General features: G+C 45.8%; 11 protein-coding genes. 1 reads left to right on the plus strand and 10 read right to left on the minus strand.

From position 1 onward, the window contains the following. Positions 1–123: 123 nt before the first annotated feature. The gene (gene guaA, locus ACU01J_RS09130; RefSeq protein WP_134835710.1) at positions 124–1,677 is read right to left on the minus strand and encodes a glutamine-hydrolyzing GMP synthase; all 1,554 of its coding nucleotides are present in this window, start codon (positions 1,675–1,677) and stop codon (positions 124–126) included. Positions 1,678–1,792: 115 nt separating this feature from the next. Beyond that, complete coding sequence (guaB, locus tag ACU01J_RS09135; RefSeq protein WP_481085413.1) at positions 1,793–3,256, minus strand: IMP dehydrogenase; 1,464 nt, start codon at positions 3,254–3,256, stop codon at positions 1,793–1,795. A gap of 232 nt (positions 3,257–3,488) precedes the next feature. On the opposite strand from guaB, the gene xseA reads away from it, so the two are divergent. After that, entirely contained in the window at positions 3,489–4,820 is a 1,332-nt protein-coding gene (xseA, locus tag ACU01J_RS09140) for an exodeoxyribonuclease VII large subunit (RefSeq protein WP_481085414.1), read from the plus strand. Here xseA and ACU01J_RS09145 read toward each other — a convergent pair. The 8 genes from ACU01J_RS09145 to ispG form a co-directional block, all read right to left on the minus strand. After that, positions 4,813–5,034 carry a zinc ribbon domain-containing protein gene (locus tag ACU01J_RS09145; RefSeq protein ID WP_481085415.1) on the minus strand — a complete coding sequence of 74 codons (222 nt, stop codon included), beginning with the start codon at positions 5,032–5,034 and terminating at the stop codon, positions 4,813–4,815. The genes xseA and ACU01J_RS09145 overlap by 8 nt on opposite strands. Before the next feature lie 35 nt (positions 5,035–5,069). Then, positions 5,070–6,098 carry a sensor domain-containing diguanylate cyclase gene (locus ACU01J_RS09150; protein WP_481085416.1) on the minus strand — a complete coding sequence of 343 codons (1,029 nt, stop codon included), beginning with the start codon at positions 6,096–6,098 and terminating at the stop codon, positions 5,070–5,072. A gap of 311 nt (positions 6,099–6,409) precedes the next feature. Next, positions 6,410–7,279 carry an alanyl-tRNA editing protein gene (locus ACU01J_RS09155; protein WP_481085417.1) on the minus strand — a complete coding sequence of 290 codons (870 nt, stop codon included), beginning with the start codon at positions 7,277–7,279 and terminating at the stop codon, positions 6,410–6,412. Between the two features lie 83 nt (positions 7,280–7,362). Continuing rightward, positions 7,363–8,850, minus strand: coding sequence for a ribosome biogenesis GTPase Der (gene der, locus ACU01J_RS09160; protein WP_481085418.1), 1,488 nt, complete (start codon positions 8,848–8,850; stop codon positions 7,363–7,365). 168 nt (positions 8,851–9,018) lie between these two features. Further along, positions 9,019–10,179: an outer membrane protein assembly factor BamB gene (gene bamB, locus ACU01J_RS09165; protein WP_481085419.1), complete on the minus strand. Its 1,161-nt coding sequence runs from the start codon at positions 10,177–10,179 to the stop codon at positions 9,019–9,021. Positions 10,180–10,188: 9 nt separating this feature from the next. Further along, positions 10,189–10,803, minus strand: a complete 615-nt coding sequence (locus tag ACU01J_RS09170) for a YfgM family protein (RefSeq protein ID WP_481085420.1) — start codon at positions 10,801–10,803, stop codon at positions 10,189–10,191. A gap of 66 nt (positions 10,804–10,869) precedes the next feature. Continuing rightward, positions 10,870–12,138 (minus strand): histidine--tRNA ligase, encoded by a 1,269-nt coding sequence (hisS, locus tag ACU01J_RS09175; RefSeq protein WP_481085421.1) that lies wholly within the window; start codon positions 12,136–12,138, stop codon positions 10,870–10,872. Between the two features lie 46 nt (positions 12,139–12,184). After that, complete coding sequence (gene ispG / locus ACU01J_RS09180) at positions 12,185–13,303, minus strand: flavodoxin-dependent (E)-4-hydroxy-3-methylbut-2-enyl-diphosphate synthase (RefSeq protein ID WP_481085422.1); 1,119 nt, start codon at positions 13,301–13,303, stop codon at positions 12,185–12,187. Positions 13,304–13,306: the final 3 nt, after the last annotated feature.

Genomic DNA, 13,306 nt, shown 5'->3' on the forward strand with positions numbered 1-13,306 from the left:
ATTTAAGCTTACAACAGAAGGGGGAACAAACAGAGATTGAGAATCTGTAATCTCACTCCAAAGTTTCAGGCAAAAAAAACCAGCCCGAAGGCTGGTTCTACTATTAGTGATTAATCGCGAAGATTATTCCCACTCGATAGTTGCTGGTGGCTTACCAGAGATGTCGTAAACAACTCGTGAAATACCGTCAACTTCGTTGATAATGCGGTTAGATACCTTACCTAGGAAGTCGTACGGTAGGTGCGCCCAATGCGCAGTCATGAAATCGATAGTTTCTACAGCACGTAGAGAAACAACCCAGTCGTACTTACGGCCATCGCCCATAACACCTACAGAGCGTACTGGTAGGAATACCGTGAACGCTTGCGATACTTTGTTGTAAAGATCCGCAGCGTGTAGCTCTTCAATGAAGATAGCGTCAGCACGGCGTAGCAAGTCACAGTACTCTTTCTTGATTTCGCCAAGAACACGAACACCTAGACCAGGACCTGGGAATGGGTGGCGGTAAAGCATGTTGTAAGGTAGACCTAGCTCTAGACCAATCTTACGTACTTCATCTTTAAACAGCTCACGTAGTGGCTCAACAAGACCCATCTCCATATCGTCTGGCAGACCGCCAACGTTATGGTGAGATTTGATTACGTGTGCTTTGCCTGTCTTAGATGCCGCTGATTCGATAACGTCTGGGTAGATAGTACCTTGAGCTAGCCATTTCGCATTTTTCAGCTTCTTCGACTCTTCATCAAATACGTCTACGAATACGTGACCGATAGTCTTACGCTTCTCTTCTGGATCAGATTTGCCTTCAAGTGCTTTTAGGAAGCGATCTTCAGCATCAACTTTAATGATGTTTAGGCCGAACTTGTCGCCAAACATATCCATTACTTGCTGACCTTCGTTAAGACGAAGCAGACCGTTATCAACGAATACACATGTTAGCTTGTCGCCGATTGCGCGGTGAACCAGCATAGCAACAACCGATGAATCAACACCACCAGATAGACCTAGGATAACTTCGTCGTCACCTACTTGCTCTTTAATACGAGCAACAGCATCTTCGATGATTGACTCTGAAGTCCAAAGACGTTCACAACCACATACGCCAAGAACAAAGTTCTCTAGCATTTGTAGGCCACCTTTAGTGTGTGTTACTTCTGGGTGGAACTGAACGCCGTAGTATTTCTTCTCTTCGTTCGCCATCGCAGCGTAAGGACATGTGTCTGTCTCGCCAACTTTCACGAAGTCTGCTGGAATTTCTACAACTTTGTCACCGTGGCTCATCCATACGTCTTGAGTTGCTTCAAGATCTTTAAACAGTGCAGATTCACCAGAAACTTTTACTTGTGCGTAGCCAAATTCACGTTCAGTAGAACCTGCTACTTTACCACCTAGCTGCTCTGCCATAGTTTGCATGCCGTAACATACACCAAGTACAGGAACACCTGAGTCAAATACATATTGAGGCGCACGTGGAGAGTTTTCTTCCGTTACGCTTTCTGGGCCACCAGATAGGATGATACCGTCTGGATTGAATTCACGAATATCCGCTTCTTCAACATCCCAGCTCCAAAGTTCACAGTAAACGCCGATTTCACGTACGCGGCGAGCTACTAGTTGAGTGTACTGAGAACCGAAGTCCAAGATCAGAATACGTTGGTCATGAATATTTTTAGTCATTTTGAGCAGTCTTATAAGCTAAGTGATTAAAACGGAGGCGAGTGTACTCGCCTCTTCTTAATGCTTCAAGGAAAAAAGCAAACGTTTACGTTAGGTGTGTAATTCTCTATTGAGATTAACCTAGACGGTAGTTTGGTGCTTCCTTGGTTATTTGAACGTCATGGACATGAGACTCTTTCATGCCTGCCCCTGAGATACGTACGAATTCAGCTTTAGTACGCATATCTTCAACAGTTGCAGAACCTGTTAGACCCATGCTTGAACGTAGACCACCCATTTGTTGGTGAACGATCTCTTTTAGGCGACCTTTGTATGCGATACGGCCTTCGATACCTTCTGGTACTAGCTTGTCTGCTGCGTTGTCAGACTGGAAGTAACGGTCAGAAGAACCTTGAGACATAGCGCCAAGTGAACCCATGCCACGGTAAGCTTTGTATGAACGGCCGTTGTATAGGATAACTTCACCAGGTGCTTCTTCTGTACCCGCGAACATAGAACCAACCATTACACATGATGCGCCTGCTACGATAGCTTTACAGATATCACCAGAGAAACGGATACCGCCATCTGCGATAACTGGAATACCGTGCTGGTTTGCTACTTCTGCAGCATCTGCAATCGCAGTTACTTGAGGAACACCTACACCTGTTACGATGCGAGTTGTACAGATAGAACCAGGGCCGATACCTACTTTAACTGCACTTACACCTGCGTCGATAAGTGCTTTAGCACCAGCACCTGTCGCTACGTTGCCGCCGATGATGTCTAGATCTGGGTATGCAGCGCGAGTTTCGCGGATACGGTTTAGAACACCTTCCGAGTGACCGTGTGAAGAGTCGATAAGTAGAACGTCAACGCCCGCTTCAACGAGAGCAGCAACACGCTCTTCGTTACCTGCGCCAGCGCCAACTGCAGCACCTACGCGTAGACGACCTTGTGCATCTTTACATGCGTTAGGCTTACGCTCTGCTTTGTGGAAATCTTTTGCGGTAATCATACCGGTTAGTTGGAACTCATCGTTCACTACCAGTACTTTCTCTACGCGCGCTTTGTGCATTTTCTCTTGAACTTCTTCACGAGTTGCCCCTTCTTTTACTGCTGCTAGGCGCTCTTTAGGCGTCATCACAACATCTACTTTCTTAGAAAGGTCAGTTACAAAGCGAACGTCACGGCCAGTGATAATACCAACAAGCTCGTTAGTATCCGTTACCACTGGGAAACCTGCAAAACCATGCTTTTCTGTTAGGGCAACAACATCAGCAATAGTTGCATCAGGGCTTACTGTTACAGGGTGAGAAACCACACCTGCTTCGTAAATCTTAACCTGGTGAACCATCTGAGCTTGCTGCTCAATAGGCATGTTCTTGTGAATAAAGCCAATGCCACCCTCTTGCGCTAGCGCAATCGCTAGACGAGCTTCAGTTACGGTGTCCATAGACGCCGAAATCATTGGGATGTTTAGGGTGATGTTCTTGGTCAGCTGAGTGCGAAGATCAGCTGTGTTTGGGAGAACGGTGGAGTGTGCTGGCACAAGTAGTACGTCATCGAATGTCAGCGCTTCTTTGGCAATTCTTAGCATTTGCAATATCTCACAATTAGAGGAGTAAAAAGAACAATCCGGTCTCATCGTTTCGCATAATGAGGGCAGTCAGTTTTACGAACTTAACTACATTTGGATTAGATATTGCGGACGGATTATACGGCCTACGCAATCGCTTGACCACTAATTTTTTAATTTTTTTCTTGCATTACACCCCTTGATATGTATTATATTGCCGCTAATTTCCATATTCACGTCCGCGAGATTAGCCTTGTCATCTCTGACCAATCAAAACATCTTCACAGTTTCTCGTCTTAATGCAGAAGTGCGCCTATTACTTGAAAATGAAATGGGGATTGTTTGGTTAGTTGGCGAGATTTCAAACTTCTCTGCTCCTGTCTCTGGTCACTGGTACCTCACTCTTAAAGACTCTCGTGCTCAAGTTAAATGTGCTATGTTCCGTGGTAACAATCGCCGCGTTACGTTTAAGCCACAAAACGGCAATCAAGTCTTAGTTAAAGCTCGTTTATCACTGTATGAACCGCGTGGTGACTACCAACTAATCATCGAGAATATGCAGCCAGAAGGTGACGGCCGACTTCAGCAGCAATTTGAAGAGCTGAAAATCAAATTGGCGGGCGAAGGTCTGTTTGCTCAAACCAGTAAAAAGCCACTCCCGGAACACCCAAAACGTGTTGGTGTGATCACCTCTAAGACTGGCGCTGCGCTTTACGACATTCTTGATGTATTGAAACGCCGTGATCCTTCGCTACCTGTTGTGGTTTACCCTACTATGGTTCAAGGTGAAGAGGCTGCAATTCAAATAGCCCAAGCAATTGGCTGCGCTAACAGCCGCAATGAATGTGATGTATTAATCGTTGGCCGTGGTGGTGGCTCACTGGAAGATTTATGGTGTTTTAACAATGAAATCTTGGCCCGCACTATTGCAGCCAGTCAGATCCCGATTATCAGTGCCGTAGGTCATGAAGTGGATGTGACTATCGCTGACTTTGTCGCTGATATGCGCGCGCCAACGCCATCTGCAGCTGCCGAACTGGTTAGCCGAGATAATAGCCATAAAGATCAAGCGCTTCTGAGCCGTCAAAATAAGCTCGTCAGTGCAATGCGCTATTACCTAAGCGAACAAAAGCGCCATAACGCCTTACTCCAACACCGCTTAGAGCGCCAACACCCAAACTACCAATTACAGCGTCAAAGCCAGCAAATGGATGATCTTGAAGTTCGTTTGCATCGCTCAATGGAACGCTACCTCTCTCAACGTAGCCAAAAAGTTGAACGCCAGCAGCACCGTTTAGAGCTTAACTCACCAATTAAACGTCTATCAGAGCAAAAGTCGAGTCTGCAACGATTGGAGCAAAAATTACTTGATGCAATGGATAGACGCCTACTGAACACTCGTCATCAACTGGCATTAGCTGCAGAAAAGTTAGATACCGTCAGCCCATTAGCAACCTTAAAGCGCGGCTACAGCATTTCGCAAACTGAGCAAGGTAAAGTTCTGACTAAGACATCAGATATAAAAACAGGCGACACCTTGGTCACCCGTTTATCTGATGGAGAAATCCGCTCAACCGTTAACTAGGTTGGAATTCAAAGCGTACTTTTGACTTTGATTTAAGCTCATTGCAAGCGTTGCAAAAATAGTTTGCCGCTCCACATGCTTGCAGCTTCTCTAACTCCGCATCGCAATCAGGACAAAAGCCAACTTTTTTAAAGCTTTCATCGCAAGCTTGGCAATAATATTTGCCAGTCCAGCTCAATTCATCATGACAAATTGGGCAACTATTCTCATTCATAACGGCTTCTTTACTGTGTCTGTATCACGCCCACTTTAACTTTTTTGGGCAAAGTTACTATGATCTTTATCAAGCGCACCGAGATGCTTTACTTTATACATTGCATGATCCGCTCGCTTTATCAATCGCTGCAATGAGGTCATTCGCGTCATTTCACACACAGCCATGCCAACACTTACACGAATCGTCACCCCATCGACTGGAGAGATATTTTGTAATCGTTGATTGAACTCTGTCGCCAATCGCGAAAAGGTTTCTGGATAATCAGACCAAGAAAAGGCCACAAACTCATCACCGCCATAACGGCCGCTCAAACTACTAATCTCAAATGTCTGATTGAACACCTCACCAACAGCGGCAAGCACTTTGTCTCCGACCTCATGGCCATTGCGATCGTTGATTTGTTTGAACTTATCGATATCGGCAAAAAAGCATGCTATGTATTTGAGCTCGGTATTTAAGCAGTCGTTGGCTTGCTGCAACAACGCCCTACGATTCAAGCACCCTGTTAAGCTATCGTAGCGAGCATGGTAGTAAAGCTGATCCTCTAGCTGATATTTCTCCCAAGCTACGGCGTAAAGTGACGCCAGCATCTCCAACACTTCCAGTTCATGAGGTTCAGGTAAAGACGGTTCTCCACTGTATATTGCGAATGTCCCCATAACCGCTTCTTTGCTCGACAAAATCGGCACTGACCAACAAGCATGTAAGTCCGCCTCAGTTGTCAATGAAGTGAAGGGAGCCCAATTGGGATGAGTATTGATATTGTCGACGACAACGTTTCGCTTTAGGTAAGCCGCAGCGCCACACGATCCTATTTTCGGACCAATAGCGACGCCTTCAATGGCTTCATTATAGAATTCAGGCAGGCTTGGAGCAGATTCCAGATAAAGTCTGCGACTGCTGGCATCAAGCCTTAATATTGATGCTTTTCTCTCACCAAACCAGCACTCAGAAAGCTCAAGCACACAGCGATTGAGCTCGGATCTTCCCATTCCTAATGCAAGCTTAGCGAGTAACTTATTGACTTCTCTGTGAGCTGTAAGAAGCTTAAGGTGACTCATATGACTGATCTTTAATACATTCTATTTTATGGGAAAACAGTAGCATAAAGACTCTATTTATAACCTGATCCCAACCTCATTTATAACTAATTAGAATAAAACTCTGGGAACGATCTAAACTATAGTAAAGATCAAACTCTGATCATCGGCTAAATCCAAAGTGATCAGCGATCTGCCCCAAAAAGAACATTTATATAACCACACACCGAAAGCATAAGTTACATGTTCTGCATTTGGATTTTAAGAAGCATAAAAAACTAAATTAAGTTTAAAAAAACGCCACTATCGGAATATTATAAAAACGATCGAATTCATAATGACGGTTTTACATCAGTGTGCATTTCAATATTACTCGCATCTACTTGAACCAGTTTCACCTCAATCACAGCATAATCGTTTAAAGAACTCGCATGACTGCCACCGCAAGGAATAACAGCGATTGCGCTCTCTTTTAAGTCACACGACCAGTATCGAGAGTCCGTCAATGCATCGCCATAACACTCAACCAAGATGTCAGAGTCTAACTTTAGCCATTCGATCAATTGTGCGTTCACTAGGGTCTCTATCTGACCTAAGTTCTCTAGCAAATCGCCACTGTTTAAACCGCGCTTACGTAGCGTCTTACCCAGTCGATAAGTATCTAGACATTTGTCCTCTGTGACAAAGCTTGTTACCTGCGCATAGCTATTAAAGTCGTAGTTGCCGTGCGGATCTTTTCTGTCTGCATCTTTACGCCAATAACCATGCTCAGTAAGTACCTTATTTAACGCGAGGTATGAAAGGTGTCCTGCACTATGTCCGCGGCTTAATGATTGCTGGTAAGGCTTATCCACCGATAAACAGACACTCTGACCAAGCTCTAGTTCGACAGATTCCTTGGCTAAACAATGGACGACAACAAAGCTCCAGCCCGGCTCATCACGCTTTACAGGGATTGTTTGACCGACATAAAGTTCACCGCTTGCAAGCTCAACGGCGCCCACTTGGCAATCAAGTACATTGTGGCTATCTAATGTGCCTCTATCCGCAGGATGATCTGGCCAAATATGACTAATGGGATGAAAAGGCGTGGTGTCCGTCACCACATATAGATACTCGCTACCTTGCTGGGTTAGCTGAACAACAGCATCAAGCTGCCAAGTGTTGTGACAAAATTGGGTGATAGTCGGTTTAATTTGCATTTCTTGTCCTATAAAAAAAGCGCCTTAGTTAACTAGGCGCTTTTTATCAATAAACTCTTTCCTGTGTACTCCGACTCAGGTAATTAGTTCTTACGATTTTTCATCATGCTCATTAGGCGCTTACGTTTACGCTCCTGAGACATAGTCATCTTATTCGTTTTACCCTCAAACGGGTTATCGCTGCTCTGGAACTGAATACGAATCGGTGTACCCATGATCTCTAGAGACTTACGGTAGTAGTTCATCAGGTAACGTTTGTATGAATCTGGCAGTTCATTAACTTGGTTACCGTGAATAACTACGATTGGTGGGTTATAACCACCCGCGTGCGCGTACTTAAGCTTAACGCGGCGACCACGAACCAATGGTGGCTGGTGATCGTCAGTTGCCATTTTCATAATACGAGTCAGTACTGATGTACCTACACGAGTTGTCGCTGACTTGTAAGCTTCTTGCACAGATTCAAACAGGTGACCAACACCAGTGCCGTGCAGCGCAGAAATAAAGTGGATGCGCGCGAAGTCAACAAAACCTAGACGGCGGTCTAGCTCTTTCTTCACGTGCTCTTTCACGTCGGTATCAAGGCCATCCCACTTGTTCACGGCAAGAACAATTGAACGACCTGCATTTAACGCAAAACCTAGTAGGCTAAGGTCTTGGTCTGAAATGTTTTCACGTGCGTCAATCACTAGTAGAACAACGTTCGCATCTTCAACCGCTTTTAGCGTTTTAACCACTGAGAACTTCTCAACAGTTTCATTGATACGCTTACGACGACGAACCCCCGCCGTATCGATCAGTACGTATTCACGACCATCACGTTCCATTGGAATGTAGATAGAGTCACGTGTTGTACCTGGCATATCGTAGACAACTACGCGCTCTTCACCAAGAATACGGTTAGTTAGCGTCGATTTACCTACGTTTGGTCGACCGATAATAGCCAGTTTGATTGGCTGATCTTGCAGACGCTTAAACTCTTCCTCAGCTTCTTCTTCGGTGTAGTCTAGCTTCTCTTCATCAAGATCTTCAAACTCAGTTAGGTCTTCGATTTCGCCTTTCACTTCTTCTGCCATTTTCTCTGCAAATGGGTTAAGTGCGCGGTCAATCAAAGCCCCAACACCACGGCCGTGAGACGCAGCAATTTGGTACATGTTTTCAACACCAAGTTGCCAGAAGTCAGCGGATGCTGCGTCAGCATCAATACCATCAACTTTGTTTACAACCAGCATTGAAGGCTTTTCAATCTTACGAAGGTGGTTAGAAATAGCGATGTCAGATGGAGTTAAGCCAGCACGGCCATCAACCATAAATAGCACAACGTCAGCTTCATCAATCGCCGCTAGCGATTGCTCAGCCATTTTGGTTTCTACACCTTCTTCTGTGCCGTCAATACCGCCGGTATCGATAACAATGAATTCATGTTCGCCAAGCTTCGCTTGGCCATATTTACGGTCACGAGTTAAGCCAGGGAAATCCGCAACCAACGCGTCGCGTGTACGAGTCAATCGGTTAAATAACGTTGACTTACCAACGTTAGGACGCCCTACCAGAGCAACAACAGGAACCATAATAACCTCTACAATATTCTTTTCTTTATGTAGTTATAGGTAACAACTCAGCAGAGTCCACTTTATGAGCACTTTACCTATAACCACATGTAACTTTGGGGTTCTAAAACAAGCAAACGGCTCCCAACTGTTACCAGCGAGGAGCCGAATGTGAATTGTATCACGAAACTATTCGCTGATCGTTAGTTTCTTTACATCGCCATTGCGAGTCATTAAGACATAACCACCAGGGATTGTGATTGGTGCAACCGCAAAGCCACTGCTATCTACTTCTTGCTGAGCAACGAACTCACCGCTGCTGCGATCAATCCAATGCAGATAACCTTCGCTATCACCCACAACCACATACTGGTTGATAATAGTCGGTGCTGTCAGTAAACGGTTCTCTAGTTGATCGTTATTCCATAACTCAGTACCACTACGCGCATCAAATGCCACTAAGTGATCTTGCTCGGTTACTATATATAGGCGGCTACCATCACTAGCGATATCTGTCGCCGATGAGAACGCACGCTTCCAGACTGGTTTGCCAGAACGTAAGTCGATAGCCGTTAACTGACCGTTGTAGCCGATGATGTACAGGTTACTGCCTAAAATCAGCGGCGAAGCATCTACATCTACAAGGCGGTCAATTTCAGTCGCACCTTGAGGCATGCCAATAGGCTGTTGCCAAATAAGCTGACCACGCTCAACAATCGCTGCTGCTAAACGACCATTTGCCGTGCCCCAGAAGACACCACCAGAAGCCGTTACTGGGGTACTGTTACCACGCAGTGTCAGGTTCGGCACTTCAGTGCTAATCGTCCACTTACTTTCACCCGTCACCTGATCAAGCGCAGTCAGTATTCCGCTGTTAGTATGAACAATAACAAAGTTGTTGTCTGTTGCAGGAGAAGTCAGTACCTCACCATCAACTTCAGCCGTCCAGTTTTGCTCACCAGTCTCTTCGTTGAATGCTAACACTCGACCATTTTCGCTACCGATGAAGATTTGACCGTACGCAGCCACAATTCCACCAGATAGACGTGCAGAAACATCAGATTCAACGTCGGTTTCCCACAGGGTTTTACCCGTTTCTGGGTCTAACGCTTTAACCACACCATCACGGCTAGCAACAAAGACTTTGCCATAAGCGTATTCAGGCGTGAGCTTAGAGTAATATTGACTAACACCATTACCTACCGACGCTTTCCACTCTGTACTTGGTGTAAATTCACTTTGTACAACAGGAACAGGGGCCATGATGACGGTATCTTCCTCACTCGCACAACCAGTAAGGATACCAGCGAACATCGCCGCAGTGAGCGCTTTCTTCAGCATATTCTTCATGCTTTGCCCTTACTTGGCTAGATCGTCCAGTTTCATCTGTAATGCTTGGCTTGCGCCGCCAGATTGCTGCGCTTCTGTGTAAGCGGCATACGCTGCTTGCTCATCGCCTTTACGCAGTAAGATGTCACCTTTAAGCTCTGCTACTCGGCCAGCCCAGCTTTCATCAGTGATGTTTGCTAGCTCAGCAACAGCAGCATCAAATTCGCCCTGCTCCGCTTTAACGCGAGCTAGACGGTAATTAACAACTGAAGATACTGCCGTATCTTTGGTCGCAGACTTTGCCCATTCTAGTTGCGCAATCGCTTCATCAAAGTTACCCGCTTCAACTTGTACTTTCGCTAGTTGAAGAGCAGCTAGAGTTGCGTATTCCGTTTCTTTGTTGCCATCAATAAAGGCTTGAATGTCACCTTCAGCAGATGCGCCTTTTTCAGCAAGAGCTTGCACTGCTTTTGTGTAGCTTTCTGACGCCGCTTCTTGAGCCGCAGTCACAGAGTCTTGGTAGTAACGCCATCCGAACAGGCCGCCAAGACCAACAACAGCACCCAAAATGACTGCTTTGCCGTTCTCTTTCCACCAATCTTTGATCGCTTCTACTTGTTGTTCTTCAGTATCGTAGAGTTCCACTTCCTGTCCTCATACATCTCAAAAAAGTAGCGATAAACATCGCTACTTCGAAAATTGATAAATTAATTAAACTAGCTCAGATAGCTTAGCGATAACGTCTGCTTGGCTGTAAGTCTCTTGCGTACCGCCAATCAGGTCTTTCAATACTACTGTGTTATCAGCCACTTCGTTCTCACCAAGAACCAGCGCTACCGCTGCACCTACTTTATCAGCACGCTTAAACTGCTTCTTAAAGTTACCGCCACCAAAGTGGTTCATTACACGTAGACCTGAAACTTGCTCGCGTAAAGACTCAGCTAGCTTCATGCCCGCCATCATAGTGCCTTCACCAGCTGTAACCATGTAAACATCAACGCTACGACGAACTTCTGTTAGCTCAAGAGTTTCTAGCATTAGCACTAGACGCTCTAGACCCATCGCGAAGCCAACTGCTGGCGTTGCTTTACCGCCTAGCTGCTCAACTAGACCATCGTAACGGCCACCACCACATACAGTGCCTTGAGCACCTAGGCTTTCAGTGATCCACTCAAATACAGTGCGGTTGTAGTAATCCAAACCACGAACTAAACGCTCGTTAACTGTGTATTCGATACCTGCAGCGGCAAGAAGTTCACAAAGACCAGCAAAATGTTCTTTCGACTCTTCACCTAGGTAATCAGACAGGCGTGGTGCATCACCAAGGATTGCTTGAACATCTGGGTTCTTCGTATCCAGTACACGCAGTGGGTTAGTGTGCATACGACGCTTACAGTCGTCATCTAAAATATCGATATGCTGTTCTAAGAATGCGATCAGCGCAGTACGGTAGTTCGCACGATCTTCTAGAGAACCGATAGAGTTAAGCTCTAGACGAACGTGCTTATCGATGCCTAGCTCACGCCATAGACGTGCAGTCATCATGATAAGTTCTGCATCAACATCTGGGCCATCTAGACCAAACACTTCCACACCGCACTGGTGGAATTGACGGTAACGACCTTTTTGTGGACGCTCGTGACGGAACATTGGGCCCATGTACCAAAGACGCTGTTCGTCACGATTGATAAGGCTATTTTCAATACAAGAACGCACACAACCTGCTGTACCTTCTGGGCGTAGCGTCAGGCTATCACCGTTACGGTCTTCAAAGGTGTACATTTCTTTTTCAACCACGTCGGTCACTTCACCGATAGCGCGACTGAATAAATGTGTCATCTCAACGATTGGCATGCGCACTTCGTTGTAACCGTATGCGCTAACTACGTTCTTCACTGTGTTTTCAAGTTTTTGCCACAGTGGTGATTGAGTTGGAAGGCAGTCGTTCATGCCTCGAATTGCTTGGATTTTCTTTGCCACAGTCATTTACCGTAAAATAGGTACCGTAATTTACATTACGTTGAGATTAATCTTGTTGTTTGATATCGATGCGATTCGCTTCGTCGAGTACCGACGCCTTAGCGCGAATCTTCGCTTCTAGTTGATTGACTAGATCTTCGTTATCAAATCGCTCTTTCTGACGCTTACCATCTTCGTAGAAAGCACTCTTCTTATTACTACCCGCTAAACCTAGGTGAGAGACTTCAGCTTCACCCGGGCCATTGACGACACAACCGATGATCGATACGTCCATTGGCGTAATCACATCTTCTAGACGCTGCTCAAGAGCGTTTACTGTTCCGATCACATCAAACTCTTGACGAGAACAGCTTGGGCAGGCAATAAAGTTAATACCGCGAGAGCGAATACGCAGTGACTTCAGAATATCGAAACCGACTTTGATCTCTTCAACAGGATCGGCTGCCAACGAAATACGTAGCGTATCACCAATGCCTTCCGCTAGAAGCATACCAAGGCCAACTGATGACTTAACTGCACCTGCGCGAGCACCACCCGCTTCGGTAATACCCAAATGCAATGGCTGATCAATCTTCTGAGCAAGCAGGCGGTATGAGTCGACAGCTAGGAAGACATCCGACGCTTTTACACTGACTTTAAACTGGTCAAAGTTCAGGCGTTCAAGAATGTCGACATGACGCATAGCTGATTCAACAAGTGCTGCTGGTGTTGGTTCGCCATATTTCATCTGGATGTCTTTTTCCAGAGAACCACCATTCACACCAATTCGTATCGGAATGTTCTTATCACGCGCACAGTCGACTACGGAACGAATGCGGTCTTCATTACCGATGTTGCCAGGGTTAATGCGCAGACAATCAACACCATACTCTGCGACTTTCAGCGCAATGCGGTAGTCAAAATGAATATCCGCGACCAGTGGGATATTCACCTGCTGTTTAATCTGTTTGAACGCTTCTGCTGCGTCCATTGTTGGAACAGACACGCGAACGATATCTGCACCGACATTTTCCAGTGCTTTGATTTGAGCAACAGTCGCCGCAACGTCTGTTGTTCTGGTGTTTGTCATTGACTGCACCGCAATTGGTGCGCCATCACCAATAGGCACATCGCCCACGTAGATACGCGTCGATGGACGACGTTTGATCGGAGATTCGTATTGCATAGT

This window comes from Vibrio sp. 2433-A1 (assembly GCF_056726085.1).